The 18,056-nt window shown below is 64.0% G+C and carries 12 protein-coding genes; 6 read left to right on the top strand and 6 right to left on the bottom strand.

Annotated features, from left to right (window positions below):
* Positions 1 to 6: 6 nt before the first annotated feature.
* On the top strand, positions 7 to 2,334 hold the full coding sequence (locus HG421_RS07695) for a sensor domain-containing protein (RefSeq protein ID WP_425533322.1): 2,328 nt from the start codon (positions 7 to 9) through the stop codon (positions 2,332 to 2,334).
* Between the two features lie 424 nt (positions 2,335 to 2,758).
* On the opposite strand, the gene HG421_RS07690 is transcribed toward HG421_RS07695, so the two are convergent.
* The 4 genes from HG421_RS07690 to HG421_RS07675 all read right to left on the bottom strand — a co-directional run bounded on the left by HG421_RS07690 (position 2,759) and on the right by HG421_RS07675 (position 7,107).
* A complete protein-coding gene (locus HG421_RS07690; RefSeq protein WP_169705914.1) occupies positions 2,759 to 3,604 on the bottom strand; it encodes an alpha/beta fold hydrolase in 846 nt (281 codons plus the stop codon).
* Positions 3,605 to 3,801: 197 nt separating this feature from the next.
* Positions 3,802 to 6,393, bottom strand: coding sequence for a bifunctional aconitate hydratase 2/2-methylisocitrate dehydratase (acnB, locus tag HG421_RS07685; RefSeq protein WP_169705913.1), 2,592 nt, complete (start codon positions 6,391 to 6,393; stop codon positions 3,802 to 3,804).
* 52 nt (positions 6,394 to 6,445) lie between these two features.
* On the bottom strand, positions 6,446 to 6,853 hold the full coding sequence (locus HG421_RS07680; RefSeq protein WP_169705912.1) for a type II toxin-antitoxin system VapC family toxin: 408 nt from the start codon (positions 6,851 to 6,853) through the stop codon (positions 6,446 to 6,448).
* Positions 6,850 to 7,107, bottom strand: coding sequence for an AbrB/MazE/SpoVT family DNA-binding domain-containing protein (locus tag HG421_RS07675; RefSeq protein WP_169705911.1), 258 nt, complete (start codon positions 7,105 to 7,107; stop codon positions 6,850 to 6,852). The genes HG421_RS07680 and HG421_RS07675 overlap by 4 nt, the downstream gene beginning before the upstream one ends.
* Before the next feature lie 148 nt (positions 7,108 to 7,255).
* Between HG421_RS07675 and acnA the strand changes: the two genes are divergently transcribed.
* From acnA to HG421_RS07650, 5 genes are all read left to right on the top strand, one after another.
* Positions 7,256 to 10,024, top strand: coding sequence for an aconitate hydratase AcnA (acnA, locus tag HG421_RS07670; protein ID WP_169705910.1), 2,769 nt, complete (start codon positions 7,256 to 7,258; stop codon positions 10,022 to 10,024).
* Between the two features lie 220 nt (positions 10,025 to 10,244).
* The gene (locus HG421_RS07665) at positions 10,245 to 10,796 is read left to right on the top strand and encodes a hypothetical protein (RefSeq protein ID WP_248279480.1); all 552 of its coding nucleotides are present in this window, start codon (positions 10,245 to 10,247) and stop codon (positions 10,794 to 10,796) included.
* 551 nt (positions 10,797 to 11,347) lie between these two features.
* Positions 11,348 to 12,160 carry a peptidoglycan-binding domain-containing protein gene (locus HG421_RS21525; RefSeq protein WP_343204234.1) on the top strand — a complete coding sequence of 271 codons (813 nt, stop codon included), beginning with the start codon at positions 11,348 to 11,350 and terminating at the stop codon, positions 12,158 to 12,160.
* Positions 12,161 to 12,504: 344 nt separating this feature from the next.
* The gene (locus HG421_RS07655; protein WP_169705907.1) at positions 12,505 to 14,187 is read left to right on the top strand and encodes a long-chain fatty acid--CoA ligase; all 1,683 of its coding nucleotides are present in this window, start codon (positions 12,505 to 12,507) and stop codon (positions 14,185 to 14,187) included.
* 174 nt (positions 14,188 to 14,361) lie between these two features.
* A complete protein-coding gene (locus tag HG421_RS07650; RefSeq protein WP_169705906.1) occupies positions 14,362 to 15,231 on the top strand; it encodes a crotonase/enoyl-CoA hydratase family protein in 870 nt (289 codons plus the stop codon).
* 12 nt (positions 15,232 to 15,243) lie between these two features.
* On the opposite strand, the gene HG421_RS07645 is transcribed toward HG421_RS07650, so the two are convergent.
* Together HG421_RS07645 and HG421_RS07640 are read right to left on the bottom strand one after the other, a co-directional pair.
* Entirely contained in the window at positions 15,244 to 17,424 is a 2,181-nt protein-coding gene (locus HG421_RS07645; protein WP_169705905.1) for an ATP-binding protein, read from the bottom strand.
* A 7-nt stretch (positions 17,425 to 17,431) separates the two neighbouring features.
* Positions 17,432 to 18,055, bottom strand: a complete 624-nt coding sequence (locus HG421_RS07640) for an RpfH protein (protein ID WP_169705904.1) — start codon at positions 18,053 to 18,055, stop codon at positions 17,432 to 17,434.
* Between the last annotated feature and the right edge of the window lies 1 nt (position 18,056).

Raw genomic sequence — 18,056 nt, 5'->3', positions numbered from 1 at the left:
CCGCCCATGCCAGCGCTGCCCCCGCATCCGAACGACCCGATGGAGGCATCCGGCGCTGTCGATGCAGCGCCGCTCCTCGCTGCAGCGGGCGCGGCCGGACGCACGGCGGAGGGCGTGGCCATCGTCCCCGGCCCGCTCACGGCGGGCATGCGCATGCAGGGCGAAAGCCCACAGGACCGGCGTTCGCGGCTGCTGGCCGAAGCCCTGGACGGCAGCAGCAGCGCCATCCTGATCTGCGACCTGCAATCGCGCCTGCTGTATGCCAACGATGGCTTCCAGCGCATGTTCGGCTATACCGAGGCCGAACTGGTGGGCCAGCGTCCCTCCGACGTGCTGACCCGCGCGCAGAGCGACCAGACCGAGGTTGCCCGCATCCGCGACCGCGCCGATGCCCTGCAGCAGACCCGCGCCGATCTGCTGGTGTATCGCAAGGACGGCTCGCCGCTGTGGATCTCGCTCAATTTCAATCCGATCTACGACGCCCGGCATCACCCCTCGCATTACGTGGCGGTGCTGACCGACATCACCGATACCAAGATGCACGAGGTGCTGCAGCACCGCGTGCTCGAAGCCCTGGTGCAGGAACGCCCGCTGATCGAGGTGATGACGCTGATCTGCAGCGAAGTGGAGCGCATCGCACCGGATGTGATTGCCACCGTAATGAGCGCGGACAATCAAGGCTGCCTGCATTCGCTGGCCGCGCCCAGCCTGCCGCCCGAATACGCCGATGCGGTCAACGGCCAGAAGATCGCGCCGGGTGCCGGCGCCTGCGGTACCGCCGCCTGGCGCGGCCGCCCGGTGATGGTGGAAGACATCGCCACCGACCCGTTGTTTGCGCAGTATCGCGATAAATTGCTACCGATGGGCCTGCGCGCCTGCTGGAGCGCGCCGATCCGTTCCAACAGCGCCCGCGTGCTGGGCACCTTCGCGCTGTATTACCGCAAGCCGCAACGCGCCGATGCCTGGCACGTCCGGCTGACCGAACTGTGCCAACAGCTGTGCACGCTGGCGCTGGAGCGCGAGCAGATCCGCCAGCGCGTGCATCAGCTTGCCTTCTACGATGCATTGACCGGCCTGCCCAACCGCATCATGTTCAGCGCGCGTGCCGAGCAGGCGCTCACCCAGGCCGAATATGCCGGCGAGCCGGCAGCGGTGATGTTCATCAACATCGATCGCTTCAAGCTGATCAACGACAGCCAGGGACATGCGGCCGGCGATGGCCTGCTGCGCGACATCGCGCTGCGCATCACCGACCAGCTGGCCGCCACCGCCATGCTGGCGCGCGTGGCCGGCGACGAATTCGCCCTGGCGCTGCCGCAATGCAGCGCCGAACACGCCAGCGCCGTGGCCGAGCGCGTGCTGGGCACCATCGCCGGCCCGCTGAGCGTGGGCCACATGATGGTGCATCCATCGGCCAGCATCGGCGTGGCGATGTTTCCCGAGGACGGGCGCGACATCACCATCCTGCTGCGGCACGCGGACCTGGCGATGAACCGCGCCAAGAAGGAAGGCGGCGGACGCTTCCGCTTTTTCAGCTCCGACATGAACCGCATGGCGCAGGAACGCGTGGCGCTGGAAGCAGAGCTGCGCCAGGCTATCGGCCGCGACCAATTGCAGCTGCACTACCAGCCGCAGATGCACAGCGCCGCACCGCATGCACTGTATGGCGTGGAAGCGCTGCTGCGTTGGAATCACCCGCAGCTGGGCGCGGTGTCGCCGGCGCGGTTCCTGCCGGTGGCCGAAGAGCAAGGCATGATGCCGCAGCTCAATGCCTGGGTGCTGCGACGTGCCTGCGAACAGGTCGCCGACTGGCGCCGGCGTGGCGTGCCGGTCGCGCGCGTGTCGGTGAATCTGTCGGCAAGCGGCTTCGAAAGCCCGCGCATGCTGCCCGACCTGCTGCAGCTGATCGCCGAGCTGGGCGTGCAGCCGGCCGACCTGACCCTGGAGTTGACCGAAAGCGTGATGCTCTCCGGCCAGCCGGGCGTGCTGGAAAACCTGCACGCCATCCGCGAGGCCGGCATTTCGTTGTCGCTGGACGACTTCGGCACCGGCTATTCCAGCCTCAGCCATCTGCATCGCCTGCCGATCGACGAACTGAAGCTGGACATGAGTTTCGTGCGCGACATCGAACACAGCGAAGACGCGCGCGCGCTCACCACCTCGGTGCTGCGCATCGGCGAGCACCTGCGCAAGCACGTGGTGGCCGAAGGCGTCGAGAACGAGGCCCAGCGCCTGTTCCTGGCCGACCTGGGCTGCGAAGTGTTGCAAGGCTATCTGTTCTCTCGCCCGTTACCGGCTGCAGCACTGGAAGCCTGGTTGGGCGCGCAGTCTTAGAGGATTGCTGCCACGGCGACCGGTGGTATTCGAGTCACCCATATCCTCATCTGGCGCTACGCGCCGCCTTTTCCCCAATGGTTGCGAAAGCGCGCGAGCCCCTCCCTGCGAGAGAGCGCTTCAAGCCCCTCTCCCCGCGGGGCGAGAAGGCACGGCTTACGCGCCACCGGCGCGTGTGCCTTGGAGCGCCTGTGCCGCAGGCGCGGGCCGGGGCGCAGAGCGAGGGGTCGGGGTGAGGGTACGGGGCGAAGCCACTCACAAGCCAAATCGCACGTGGCTGCGCCCGTACCCTCATCCGCCCTGCGGGCACCTTCTCCCCGTGGGAGAAGGGAACATCCTCCTGACAGCTGCAGCGCTTCAAGCCCTCTCCTGTCAGTAAAAAAGTGAGGAGTCGCTCACCTCACCTCATGCGAGGCGATTGCCCTCATCCCGCACGCATCAGCTCCACCCGAGTCTCTCCCACCGTCCGCTTCAGCCACCCCAGCAACTGCGCGTTGACGAAGGCCGGGTTCTCCAGTGGGGCGATATGGCCTGCGTCCGGGACCAGCTCGTAATCGCAGCCGATCGCCTCGGCCATCATCCACACCTCTTCGGGCGGGCGCGGGATGTCTTCGGCGCCGCTCAGCAGGAAGGTGTTGGCCGGATCCAGCGCAGCCAGGGCGTCCAGCCGATCGGCACGACCGAAGATCAGCCGGCCCAGCGGCACGAGGGATACGCGCAGCTGCTCGGCCGACATCGCCGCCAGCCGCTGCGCAAAGGCCGCAGGCAATGCCGAGCTCAGATCGATGCCGGGGCGGAAGAACAGCGGCACGATGGCCTCGATCAGCGCAGACGTCACCTGCCCGGCCGTCTCGATGGCATCGAGCAGGCCGAAGTAGCGCGCACGCGTGGCGGCTGGCTCGGCGCCCAGGAAGGTGTCCATCAATACCAGGCTGCGCACGCGTTCCGGCGCCTTCAGGGCGAGTTCGGCGGCCCACATGCCGCCCACCGACAAGCCGACCACGGCGCACTGTGGCAGCTTCAGCGCGTCCAGCAGCGCCAGCATCTGCCGGGCAAGATCGCCGATCTGCTGCGTGCCGTGCGGCAGCGGGCCCGACTGCCCATGCCCCCAGAGCTCGGGAACGATGACCTGGTAATGCCGCGCCAGGGCCTGGATCTGCGGCTCCCACATGGCCGCCTCCCAGAGGTAACCATGGCCGAGCAATACCGGGAAGCCTTGACCGTATCGGGTGTAATGCAGGGTTTGACCTGCGATCGTGCAAGTGGGCATGGCATCGAGCAAGCAGTGGGGGGAAGCGCTGGAATCTAGTCCTGACGAGCTCAGATTTTTGTTGCAATGCCGCAAGCCAGTTAACTGATAGTTGCTTTAACGCCCACGATCCTGCAGTTAAAACGAAGTTATCCCCCGAAAAGCGAAATGCCCGGCAAGGCCGGGCATTTCGTCGTACGCGGCAATCGCTCGCCGGATCAGGCAGCGACCGTCTCGGCCACGCCCTGATACTCCTGGATCTGATCGAAGTTCATGTAGCGGTAGATCTGCTCGCCACTGGTCTTGATCACGCCCACATCGGCCATGTACTCGTCCTTGGTCGGGATGCGACCCAGGCGCGAGCAGATTGCCGCCAGTTCCGCCGAGCCCAGGTACACATTGGTATTGCGGCCCAGGCGGTTGGGGAAGTTACGCGTGGAGGTGGAGAACACCGTGGCGCCCTCGCGTGCCTGCGCCTGGTTGCCCATGCACAGCGAGCAGCCGGGCATTTCCATGCGCGCGCCGGCCGCGCCGAAGGTGCCGTAATGGCCTTCCTTGGTCAGCTCGGAGGCATCCATCTTGGTCGGCGGTGCGACCCACAGGCGGGTCGGGATATCGCGCTTGCCTTCCAGCAGCTTGGCGGCAGCACGGAAGTGACCGATGTTGGTCATGCACGAACCGATGAACACTTCGTCGATCGCCGCACCGGCAACCTCCGATAGCGTCTTGACGTCGTCCGGGTCGTTCGGGCACGCCACGATCGGCTCATGGATGTCGGCCAGGTCGATCTCGATGACCGCCGCGTATTCGGCGTCGGCATCGGGCTGCAGCAGCTGCGGGTCGGCCAGCCAGTCTTCCATCTTCTTGATGCGCCGGCCCAGGGTGCGCGCATCGGCGTACCCCTCGGCAATCATCCAGCGCAGCAGGGTGATGTTGCTGGTCAGGTATTCGATGATCGGCGCCTTGTCCAGGTGCACGGTGCAACCGGCCGCCGAACGCTCGGCCGAAGCATCGGAGAGTTCGAACGCCTGCTCCACCTTCAGGTTCGGCAAACCTTCGATTTCCAGGATGCGGCCGGAGAAGATGTTCTTCTTGCCCTGCTTGGCCACGGTCAGCAAGCCCTGCTTGATCGCGTACAGCGGGATCGCGTTGACCAGGTCGCGCAGGGTCACGCCCGGCTGCATTTCACCCTTGAAGCGCACCAGCACGCTCTCGGGCATGTCCAGCGGCATCACGCCGGTGGCGGCCGCGAAAGCCACCAGGCCGGAACCGGCCGGGAACGAAATGCCGATCGGGAAACGCGTGTGCGAGTCGCCGCCGGTACCCACGGTGTCGGGCAGCAGCATGCGGTTGAGCCAGCTATGGATCACGCCGTCGCCCGGACGCAGCGACACGCCGCCACGGGTGGAGATGAATTCCGGCAGGGTGTGGTGGGTCTTGACGTCCACCGGCTTCGGGTAGGCCGCGGTGTGGCAGAACGACTGCATCACCAGGTCCGAGGAGAAGCCCAGGCAGGCCAGGTCCTTCAGCTCGTCGCGGGTCATCGGGCCGGTGGTGTCCTGCGAGCCCACCGAGGTCATCTTCGGTTCGCAATAGGTACCCGGGCGCATGCCCTGGCCTTCCGGCAAGCCACACGCGCGGCCGACCATCTTCTGCGCCAGCGAGAAGCCCTTGCCGGTGTCCGGCGGGTCCATCGGCAGGCGGAACAGGTCCGAGGCCGGCAGGCCCAGGAACTCGCGCGCCTTGGCGGTCAGGCCACGGCCCACGATCAGCGGAATGCGGCCACCGGCGCGCACTTCATCGAACAGCACGTCCGACTTCATCGCGAACTCGGCAATCACCTGCTCGTTCTTCAGCGCCTTGCCATCGTACGGACGCAGCTCGACCACGTCGCCGTGCTCCATCTGCGACACGTCCAGCTCGATCGGCAGCGCGCCGGCGTCTTCCATGGTGTTGTAGAAGATCGGGGCGATCTTGCTGCCCAGGCATACGCCGCCGAAGCGCTTGTTCGGGATGTACGGAATGTCTTCGCCGGTCCACCACAGCACCGAGTTGGTGGCCGACTTGCGCGAGGAACCGGTACCGACCACGTCGCCTACGTAGGCCACCAGATGGCCCTTGGCCTTGAGGTCGGCAATGGCCTGGATCGGGCCGCGCTTGCCGTCTTCTTCCGGCTCGAACGCCGCGCCGTCGCGCTTGTTCTTCAGCATCGCCAGCGCATGCAGCGGGATGTCCGGGCGCGTGGTCGCATCCGGCGCTGGCGACAGATCGTCGGTGTTGGTTTCGCCCGGCACCTTGAACACGGTGACGGTCATGCTCTGCGGCACTTCCGGCTTGCTGGTGAACCACTCGGCGTCGGCCCAGCTCTGCAGCACGGCCTTGGCGTGCGCATTGCCGGCTTGCGCCTTTTCCTGCACGTCATGGAAGGCGTCGAACACCAGCAAGGTGTGCTTGAGCGCGTCGGCAGCGGTGGCGCCCAGCTCGGCGTTGTCCAGCAGGTCGATCAGCGGCTGGATGTTGTAGCCGCCCAGCATGGTGCCGAGCAGCTCGGTGGCCCGCGTCGGGCTGATCAGTGCAGTCTTCTCGGTACCGAAGGCCACCGCGGCCAGGTACGAGGCCTTGACCTTGGCGGCATCGTCCACGCCGGCCGGCACGCGCTGGCTGAGCAGCTCGACCAGGAATTCTTCTTCGCCCGCCGGCGGTGCCTTCAACAGCTCGATGACCTCGGCGGTCTGCTGCGCGGTCAGCGGCAGCGGCGGGATACCGAGCGCGGCGCGCTCTGCAACGTGGTGGCGGTAGGCTTCCAACATGCGGGTTCTCCAAGAAAAGACAGCGGTAAGGTGGTAACGCGTAAAACGTGGATCAGGCAGCGGGCTTGGGCACGATGATCTTCAAGCCCTTGAAGTAGTCGCGGAAAAAACCGTCGTCGCGGGTGATCAGCCCATCGCATTGCAGCATCGCGTGGGCGCCGATCAGAAAGTCCGCCACCACCCGCTCGCGCTTGCCGCCGCGCGCACGGAAGCGGCGCTGCATCTCGCCGGCGCGCAAGGCCGACTTGGCCTCCAGCGCATTGAAGCGGATGCTCATGTCTTCCAGCACCGACAGCGCCTCGGCACCGTCGCGCAGCGCACTGCAGACTTCGGCCAGCACAACGTCGCACACCACCACCGGCCCGGTGCTCAGGCACTGGCGCAAACAGGCTTCGGCCGCGTCTGCCTGCTCACTGTCGGCCAGCAGGTCCACCAGCACCGAGGAATCGATGGCAATCATGCGCCGGCGTCGGGATCGAACGGATCGCCCGGCGCACGCCCGCGGATGGCACGCATCGCATCGTCGGTGCTCTCGAAGCCATCCAGCTTGAAGCGGCCGCGTGCGCGTGAAATCGCATCGTCAACACTCTTGCGCAGAATGATGCGCCCGCCTTCCAGCTCGACCTTGAGCGTGGTGCCCTTGGTCAACCCCAGGGCATCGCGTACCGCCTTGGGCAGCGTGATCTGGCCGCGCTCGGCAACGGTGGCTTCCATGGGTGCTCCGCGGAAAAAGTATGTACAAGTTATACATACTTTGGCCTCCATACTCAAGCCCACCGGACGACGGCACAAACCGTACGTACACACTGAATCGCTCAGAATGGGTGCCTACCTAAAGCCTTAGACGCCATAGGAGTGATGCATGAGCGATTCCTTTTCCACCCGCACCTCGCTCGAGGTCAGCGGCAAGCGCTACGACTATTACAGCCTGCCAAAACTGGGCGAGCGCTTCGATATCGCCCACCTGCCCTACTCGATGAAGATCCTGCTGGAGAATCTGCTCCGGCACGAAGACGGCGGCGTGACCGTCGGCAAGGACCACATCGAAGCAGTCGCCAAGTGGGACCCCACCGCCGAGCCGGATATCGAAATCGCCTTCATGCCCGCGCGCGTGGTGCTGCAGGATTTCACCGGCGTGCCTTGCGTGGTGGACCTGGCCGCGATGCGCGATGCGGTGGTCAAGTTGGGTGGCAAGGCCGACCAGATCAACCCGCAGATTCCCTCCGAACTGGTCATCGACCATTCGGTGCAGGTGGACGTGTTCGGCAAACCCGACGCGCTCGACCTCAACGGCAAGATCGAATTCCAGCGCAACCAGGAACGCTACGGCTTCCTGCGCTGGGGCCAGAAGGCGTTCGAAAACTTCAAGGTGGTACCACCCAACACCGGCATCGTCCATCAGGTCAACCTGGAAAATCTCGCCCGCGTGGTGATGAGCGCGGACAAGGACGGCAGCCTGGTTGCCTATCCCGACACTGTGTTCGGCACCGACAGCCACACCACCATGATCAATGGCATCGGCGTGCTGGGCTGGGGCGTGGGCGGCATCGAGGCCGAGGCCGCGATGCTGGGCCAGCCCTCCTCGATGCTGATTCCGCAGGTGGTGGGCTTCAAGCTCACCGGCAAGCTGCCTGAAGGCGCCACTGCCACCGATCTGGTGCTGACCGTGACCCAGATGCTGCGCAAGGCCGGCGTGGTGGGCAAGTTCGTCGAGTTCTTCGGCGAAGGCCTGCAGCACCTGCCGCTGGCCGACCGCGCCACCATCGGCAACATGGCACCGGAATACGGCGCCACCTGCGGCATCTTCCCGGTCGACGAGGAATCGCTGACCTACCTGCGCCTGTCCGGCCGCAGCGAGGAGCAGATCGCGTTGGTGGAAGCCTATGCCAAGGCGCAGGGGCTGTGGCACGACGCCAACACGCCGCCAGCGCAGTACAGCGCCACGCTGGAACTGGACATGGGCCAGGTCAAGCCCTCGCTAGCCGGCCCCAAGCGTCCGCAGGACCGCGTGCTGCTGGAAGACATGCAGCGCAACTACCGCGAAAGCCTCAAGCCGTTTGCCGAGGCGCGCAGCAAGAAGCTCACCGATCTCAAGCAGGAAGACCGGCTGAAGAACGAAGGTGGCGGCGGCACCGCCGTCGGTGCCAAGGCCGCACACGCCGAGCACGCCACCGACAGTGGCGCCGGCTGGCAGTTGCGCGATGGCTCGGTGGTCATCGCTGCAATCACCTCGTGCACCAACACCTCCAACCCGGCAGTGATGCTCGGCGCCGGCCTGCTTGCGCGTAATGCCGCGGCCAAGGGCTTGAAGGCACAGCCGTGGGTCAAGACCTCACTCGGGCCGGGCTCGCGCGTGGTCACCGACTATCTCGAAAAGGCCGGCGTGCTCAGCGACCTGGAAAAACTCGGGTTCTATGTGGTCGGCTATGGCTGCACCACCTGCATCGGCAACTCCGGCCCGCTGCCCGAAGACGTGTCCGCCGCGATCGCCAAGGACGACCTGGTGGTGACCTCGGTGTTGTCGGGCAACCGCAACTTCGAAGGCCGCGTGCACCCGGAAGTCAAGATGAACTACCTGGCCTCGCCGCCGCTGGTGGTGGCCTATGCGATTGCCGGCACCACCGACATCGACCTGACCACCGAGCCGCTGGGCACCGGCAGCGATGGCCAGCCGGTGTATCTGCGCGACATCTGGCCGAGCAACAAGGAAATCGGCGACACCATCGCCGCCACCGTCGGCCCGGAGATGTTCAAGCAGAACTACGCCGATGTGTTCAAGGGCGATACCCGCTGGAACACGATCGCCTCGCCGGATGGCGCGCTGTACGAATGGGACGCGGCCTCGACCTACATCAAGAACCCACCCTACTTCGACGGCATGACCATGCAGGTTGGCAACGTGGACGATGTACACGGCGCGCGCATCATGGGACTGTTCGGCGACTCGATCACCACCGACCACATCTCCCCGGCCGGCAACATCAAGAAGGACTCGCCGGCAGGCCGTTTCCTGCAGGAACGCGGCGTGCAGCCGGCCGACTTCAACAGCTACGGCAGCCGCCGCGGCAACGACGACGTGATGGTGCGCGGCACCTTCGCCAATATCCGCATCAAGAACCTGATGTTCGGCGGCGAAGAAGGCGGCAACACGCTGTACTACCCGGCCGATGGCGGCCAGCCGGAAAAGCTGGCGATCTACGATGCGGCGGTGAAGTACAAGGCCGATGGCGTGCCGCTGGTGGTGCTGGCCGGCAAGGAATACGGCACCGGCTCCTCGCGCGACTGGGCGGCCAAGGGCACCAACCTGCTCGGGGTCAAGGCGGTGATCGCCGAAAGCTTCGAGCGCATACACCGCTCCAACCTGGTCGGCATGGGCGTGTTGCCACTGCAGTTCCTCGAGAACGAAAACGCGCAGACGCTGGGCCTGGATGGTTCGGAAGTGCTGGACATCACCGGCCTGCAGGACGGCGCCAGCCGCCGTGCCACGGTGGATGCCAAGAAGTCCGACGGCAGCGTCAAGCAGTTCCAGGTCAAGGTGTTGCTGCTGACGCCCAAGGAAGTGGAGTACTTCAAGCACGGTGGTCTGTTGCAATACGTGCTGCGCCAGCTGGCGGCACGCAAGGCGGGCTGATCGCGCGCTTCAAGGCAAACAACACGCCCGCCGTACGGCGGGCGTGTTGTTTGCGTGCCAGGTGGAAGTCAAGGTATGAAATTTTGCGATTGAAAAATTGAATCGACCTGACCTGATCTGGCCTGAGTGGAATATCCGGCAGACATCAGTGATGAGTAAATGATGGATCCTATCGACGACATACGGCGCCAGTAGCCCGCAGCCAAGGAAAATGATGAGCATGAGTGTCTATCACTTGAACACATCTGCCGTTTTCGCCGCATTGCTTTGCGTTTCTATAGCGGGGTGCACTTCATCAGCGCAGGCGGTCTCCTCGCAGCAGGGGCTCCCGAATCAGCGCCGCGAGCAATCGTCGGTGGCATGTCCCTCGAAGGATTTCAATACGTTTCTTCAGCGCTACGCCGATGTTGCGGACGATAGCGTACGTCGCCGTTTCACCGATGATCCGCTGGAGTATGAGGTCCCGACTTACACTGTCGAAGAAGTAACTCCATCATCGCCTGCCACGCACATCTCCAAGCGAACAGGATCTTCTCGCCTCGAACTATTCCCTTTTCGTTATTTCAAGGATGCAAAAGTCTTTGATCAAACTGTTCCAGGGGCGAAGGGGCCTGAGCGACAAAGTGGGGTTGGATATCCAATATCCATTGAGGCGACAGCCGGTGACGGGCGCAGGGTAGACTTTGGCATGGAGTATGAGATGGATACTTATGTCTTCAAGCGAAGCAGGGGTTGCTGGTATTTGACTCGCGTTATCAACCTCAGAGACTGACAAGGAGTTAGCACATGGCAACATCAGACGCTAACCAGCAGGTCCCGTATCGCGTCATCCAACTCGAATGGGACGCTAAAAAGGGATATACCAATGAGCCTGTCGAGAACTTCGACGGGCTAGTGACTCACCACCCAAATAGCAATAGATTTGCTCATCTGGTCAATGGCAGCGCTGTTGGTGGTGAGCCAGGTAGAACGGTGGGTCTGATTGGTGGTGAGATGCAGGAAATTGAGGTCGCCAAACCGGACAGATCCTATGGCCTTCGTCCTGACCAAGTGTTGTTGAAGAAGGACTTCATACTTGAAGATTCAAGGTCGCCTACCGGGCCGGCTTCAAGAGCGCTCGATGTCCCATCGCCCGTTGCGGGACTAGTAAGCGCGGTTGATGCGACCGGGGGGTTGGTGGAGGTTCGGGACAGACAAGGCGGTGACGTCATCCTGCGTGTCCGGCACATGTCTCCACTTCACGTAAAAGTTGGTGATCAGGTCGAATACGGTCAGGCACTGGGAGTGCAAAGCAAGCAATCAACTTCAAAAATCCACGTACATATGGAAGTTGATACTCGCTACTACCAGAATTACGAGAACTATATAGGTGACTTGGTAAGTGGCCGCCTGTCGATCGATCCAGAGAGGCGGGATCGCGGCATTGAACCCAGGCCATTCGTCGATGATGAGACGATCCGTATCGGCGAATCGTCCGATATGGTTCGGCAGGTGCAGCGGACATTGAACGCCGAGGGCTATCGAGGAGCTGACAATCGGCCGCTCCAGGAAGATGGTGTTTATCGCCTCTCGATGCAGGCCGCAGTCATCAACTACCAGCAAGCCCATGGTCTTTCCAAGACGGGAGACATCGACCCTGCGACGCTGCAGCAGATTGCTCCGCGTATATTCCCGCCTGAGCTGAATCAGGAAGATCACAACGCCGCGCCAACATATCGAAATATTCAAGGCGTCGCGCCGACAAAAGATCCACTGCATCGTCAAGCCGAAGATGCAGTGCGCCGGCTGGAACAGGGCCTCGGCCGGGACTATGACGACAACAGCGCCCGATTGGCGGCGAGTAGCGCTTATCTGGCCAAAGCGAACGGACTCTCCAGGATCGACCACATTGTGTTGAGCGAGCAGACAACGTCTTTGCGACAAGGCGAGAACGTGTTTGTCGTCCAGGGGGCGCTGGATGATCCTGCGCATCTGAGAGCGCACATGAAGACAGGCGATGCCATCGCACTTCCGGTAGATCAGTCCCTTGCGCACCTGCAGGCGCTAAACGAAACGCAGCAACAACAGCAGGCCCAGCAACAGGCCCAGCAGCAAGATCAACAGCAAGCAAGTCCGCCTCAGCCTGGAATGGTGTGATGTCTCTGAAGCATTTTGGTCATAGGTGATATCCCGGCACTTGGCGCGGGAGGGTCGGCCTTTCAGGCACGCTCCGCGTTGGCACTCAGGCGGCGGACAGCCCGCAGACCTGCCCGCCCACGGTGGCGTTGGAGGCCGCCTTCCAGGCCAGTGGGGGCAATGTTGACGGCGCCGAGGCTGAAAGCGCGCTGGAAGCGCAAGATTGCAGTGCCCCGCAGCGCCCGCGCGCTCTGAAGCTTTGCGCGTCACGCTTCGCCTTTTCCATCCATGACGGTATCCTTCAGGCTACCGCAGTGCCGTGGGACACACCACGTCATGGAACGAATTCCCTGGAGGGGGGGCAGATGAATCAGGTACGTCCTTGGTTGCAAAGTTATCCGGCCGGCGTCGCTGCCGAGATCGATCTGGAGCAGTTCCGCACGGTGGCCGAGGTGTTCGCCACCTCCGTCGCGCGCTTTGCCGATCGTCCTGCGTATCACAGCTTCGGCAAGACCATCACCTATCGCGAGGCGGACCAGCTGGTCGAACAATTCGCCGCCTACCTGCTGGGCGAGCTGCAATTGAAGAAGGGCGACCGCGTTGCGCTGATGATGCCCAACTGCCTGCAGTATCCCATCGCCACCTTCGGCGTGCTGCGTGCCGGGCTGACCGTGGTCAACGTCAACCCGCTCTACACCCCGCGCGAACTCAAGCACCAGCTGATCGACTCCGGCGCCAGCGTGCTGGTGGTCATCGATAACTTCGGCACCACCGTGCAGCAGGTCATCGCCGAGACGCCGGTCAAGCAGGTAATCACCACCGGCCTGGGCGACATGCTCGGCTTTCCCAAGGCGGCCGTGGTCAACTTCGTCGTCAAGTACGTCAAAAAGTTGGTGCCGGACTACCGCATCAACGGCGCGATCCGCTTCCGCGAGGCGCTGGCGCTGGGCCGCAAGCACAGCGTGCCCAAGCTGCAGATCGAACCGGACGACATCGCCTTCCTGCAGTACACCGGCGGCACCACCGGCGTGGCCAAGGGCGCGATGCTGACCCACCGCAACCTGGTGGCCAACATGCAGCAGGCGCACCAGTGGCTTGCCGGCACCGGCAAGCTGGAAGAAGGCGCCGAGGTGGTGATCACCGCGCTGCCGCTGTACCACATCTTCGCATTGACGGCCAACGGCCTGGTCTTCATGAAGATCGGCGGCTGCAATCACCTGATCAGCAACCCACGCGACATGCCCGGCTTCGTCAAGGAACTGAAGAAGACACGCTTCACCGCGTTCACCGGCGTCAACACGCTGTTCAACGGCCTGCTCAACACGCCCGGCTTCGACCAGATCGATTTTTCCTCGCTCAAGATGACCCTGGGCGGCGGCATGGCGGTGCAGCGTTCGGTGGCCGAGCGGTGGAAGAAGGTCACCGGCGTGACACTGGTCGAGGCCTATGGCCTGACAGAAACCTCGCCAGCGGCCTGCATCAACCCGATGAATCTGAAGGACTACAACGGCTCGATCGGCGTGCCGATTCCCTCCACCGATGCCTGCATCAAGGACGACGCCGGCGCCACGTTGCCGATCGGCGAGATCGGCGAGCTGTGCATCAAGGGCCCGCAGGTGATGAAGGGCTACTGGAAGAAGGCCGACGAGACCGCCAAGGTGATGGATGCCGACGGCTGGCTGCACACCGGCGACATCGCCCGCATGGACGAGCAAGGCTTCGTCTACATCGTCGACCGCAAGAAGGACATGATTCTGGTGTCCGGCTTCAACGTCTATCCGAACGAGATCGAAGACGTGATCGCCACCATGCCCGGCGTGCTGGAAGTGGCAGCGGTCGGCGTGCCGGATGAAAAGTCCGGCGAGATCGTCAAGGCGGTCATCGTGAAGAAGGACCCGGCCCTGACCGCCGACGACGTCAAGGCGCACTGCCGTGCCAACCTGACCGGCTACAAGCAGCCGCGGGTGATCGAATTCCGCAAGGAATTGCCCAAGACCAACGTCGGCAAGATCCTGCGCCGCGAATTGCGCGACGCGCCCAAAAGCTAGTCCAGGCGCGCCGCGAACGCGATCATTCAGCCCTAGACAACGCCCGCAATGCCGCAAGGCCTTGCGGGCGTTCGCTTTTGCACGCATAGAATCGGCAGTCGGCGCACGTTCATGCTTCCACCATCATCTCTGTCCGCAAGGCGGCCGGCCGGACGGTCTTCACGGAGAACCACCATGTCTGCTGTTCAACCCTTCATTCGCACCAACATCGGCTCGACCCTACGCATCATCGAAGAACCGCAGCGTGACGTGTACTGGATCCACATGCATGCCGACCTGGCCATCAACCCGGGCCGTGCCTGCTTCTCGACCCGCCTGGTCGACGACATCACCGGCTACCAGACCAACCTCGGGCAGCGCCTGACCAACGCCGGCGTGCTGGCGCCCCACGTGGTGCTGGCGTCCGACAGCGACGTCTTCAACCTGGGCGGCGATCTGGCGCTGTTCTGCCAACTCATTCGCGAAGGCGACCGCGCGCGCCTGCTGGACTACGCGCAGCGCTGCGTGCGTGGCGTGCACGCCTTCCATGTCGGCCTTGGCGCACGCGCACACAGCATCGCGCTGGTCCAGGGCAATGCGCTCGGCGGCGGTTTCGAAGCGGCCCTCAGCTGCCACACCATCATTGCCGAGGAAGGCGTGATGATGGGCCTGCCCGAGGTGCTGTTCGACCTTTTCCCCGGCATGGGCGCCTACTCCTTCATGTGCCAACGCGTCAGCGCGCAGCTGGCGCAGAAGATCATGCTCGAAGGCAATCTGTATTCGGCCGAGGAGTTGCTCGGCATGGGCCTGGTCGATCGCGTGGTGCCGCGCGGTCAGGGCGTGGCCGCAGTGGAACAGGTCATCCGCGAAAGCAAGCGCACGCCGCATGCTTGGGCGGCGATGCAGCAGGTGCGTGAGATGACCACCGCCGTGCCGCTGGAGGAGATGATGCGCATCACCGAGATCTGGGTGGATACGGCCATGCAGCTGGGCGAAAAATCGCTGCGCACCATGGACCGCCTGGTACGCGCGCAGTCGCGTCGCTCAGGGCTCGACGCGACTTGATGCGCCGGCGGTCTATTCGCTTCTACGGGGGGAGCACTCGTCGTCCTTGACGCCTTGCAGGCGTGCGCCGAGTGCATCCTTTCCCGCTTGCAGGTGCTCACGTAACGCGGACAGCCGCTGCCGCCACTCCGCCTGCAGCTGCCAGTCGGCCATGCGCATCAGCTCGCCACCGTGGGTGGCCACCTGCGCCAGCCCCAGATTGCTGGCCACGCCACGCAGCGCGTGCGCGCTTTCGCGCAATTGTTCCCAGTCCGAGCGCATGCCGTCGCGCTCGATCGCGCCTACGCAGTTATGCGCGTCGTCCAGGCATTGCCGGATGAACTGACGTTCGAACTCCTCGCCCATGCCCAGCGCGGCCAGTTCGTCCAGCACGCTCACGTCGAGCACGCCCTCGAAGCTGGCCGGTGCCTGCACGACGGTGGCTGGCATCGCCAGCGGACGGGTACTGACGGCCAGATCGGCCAGGGTGTCGAGCAGCTTGGTTGCCACCACCGGCTTGGCCAGGAACGCGCGCGCGCCGGCCTGCTCGCAACTACGGATGGCCTCCGGGGTGACATCGGCGCTGAGCACCACCACCGGGGTGTAGCGCATGCCGCTGGCCTGCATCACACGCAGCTGCTTGAGCATGTCCAGGCCATTCATGCCCGGCATGTGCAGATCCACGATCACCGCATCGAAATCCTCTTCGGCCATCGCGTCCAGCACCTGCTCGGCACCGTTGACGCACACCACCTTGTGCCCGGCCTTTTCCAGCAGGCGCTGCAACACCATGCGGTTGGCCTCATGGTCGTCGGCCACGAGCATGCGCATGCTGCGCACGCGGGCACGGTGGCGCAGGAACGGGTTGGAGAATGCAATGACGTTGGACACCTCCAACTCGTCGGGCGCATCCACCAGCGCACCGATGGGCGTGCGCGTCGGTGCGTTCTTCAGCGGCTCACCAATCGCCATCGGCAGCTCGAACCAGAACACACTGCCGCCCGGCCTGTTTTCCTTGAACCCGATACTGCCGCCCATGGCCTCGACCAGCCCCTTGGCGATCGTGGTGCCCAGACCGGTGCCCTCGTAGCGACGCGACAGCCCCACGTCGGCCTGCTCGAAGGCCTCGAACAGCCGCGGACGCATGTCCATCGGCACGCCGATGCCGCTGTCTTCGACATCGAAACGCAGCCGCACCGTCTCATCGCCATTGCCGGCGATGCGCGTGACCCGCAGCAGCACGTGGCCATGCTCGGTGAACTTGACGGCATTGCCGAGCAGGTTCAGCAAGACCTGGCGCAGGTGGCCGGTATCGCCCTTCAGCATGTCCGGCACATCGGCGGCAACCTGCGTTCCGTAGTCCAGCCCACGCCCCCGCGCCTGCGGCTGCAGTATCATGTTGACCGAGCCGATCATCTCGCGCAGCGAGAAATCGCGGCGATCGATACGGATCTTGCCGGCCTCGATCGCCGAAATATCCAGCACTTCCTCCACCAGCGACAGCAGACTGCGCGCAGATGCCTGGATGGTATTCAGGCACTCTTTCTGCTCCGCATCCAGGCGTGTCGTGGCCAGCACTTCGGTCATGCCGGACAGGCCGTTGAGGGGGGTGCGGAACTCGTGACTCATATTGGCCAGGAACCGGCTCTTGGCCTGATTGGCATGGCGCGCCTCGCGGACCGCGCGGGTCATCGCACGTAGCAACGAATCGAAGTACAGCGGCACCGCAATCAGGCCCAGCAACAGCCCCCAGCTCAGGTAGGGGTTGGCCTTCCAGTAGGGCGAGATCAGGATGGCGCTGAGAAAACTCAGGCTGGCCATGGCCGTGGCGGCACGCAGGTAGTTGCTGCCATACCGCAAGCCATTGCCGATGGTCACCCACATGCACACCGCATACAGTGGCGAGGCCGGCTCGCCCTGGATCGCCATGATCGCGCCGGTGCAGGTGTAGTCGAGCACCATGCCGATCAGGCGCCGGGTGTGCGAGACGTGCGGCCGCATCAGGATCGCCACCATCAAGCCCAGCGACACCACCAGCTCGCCGACCAGGGTCAACCAGGTGGCCATCAGGGTGTCGCCCTGGGTGTGCTGATAGCGCCAGCCCAGGTAGGAGATGAACAGCGTGGTGATGATGATGCGAATGAGATTCTGGGCGTGTTCCGAATCTGCTCGCCCAGACAGGCGCCGTTTCAACCATGGCAATAAAGACTTCATAGACGCCTCAGACGCGCGGCGGCGTCGATGGGGTTGGAATCCTTCCGTGCTGCGATGCAGCGTCGACACCCGTGGGCATCGCCCCGGTCATGGCCCGGTCTCGCTCGCGCAGCGTACGCAACAATGACATAGGAACCACGATCAACGCACCCAGCAGCGCGATCCCCAAGCCAAGCTGGCCATGCCAATAGGTGCTGTTGGCAAGCGTCGTGCCGAAGCTGAGCGTGGCCATGCCCACAGCGGTATGCAGCGCCTCGCTGCCAAAGCGCAGCCCATTGCCGATCGTGACCCAGAGCAACACAACGTACAGACAGGCCATCGGCGCGCCCATCCAGGTCATTGCCAGCCCGATCAAGCCGTAGTCGGCGAGCATCCCGAAGGTACGCCTCAGATGGGAGCGCTGCGGACTCGCCACAATCCAGCAAAAGATCAGCAGCGCCGTGGCCTGCGCGATCGCAATCAGGCCCAACAGCTGCTGCAACTGGCGCCCCGAGATGTCCCACCAGGAAGCACAGATCAGCGTATACACCAGGATCAACAGAATCATCGCAAGGCGCACCAGCGCCTGACCATGCTCGCTGTCGGGACGCCGAGCGAGTCGATCACGCAGCTGGCCGAGCGCCGCCCTCACC

This window comes from Xanthomonas campestris pv. badrii, from assembly GCF_012848175.1.
Taxonomy (GTDB): Bacteria; Pseudomonadota; Gammaproteobacteria; order Xanthomonadales; family Xanthomonadaceae; genus Xanthomonas; species Xanthomonas campestris_C.
Note: the sequence above shows the minus strand (reverse complement) of the source record. Positions and strands in the feature narration are given on the sequence as shown.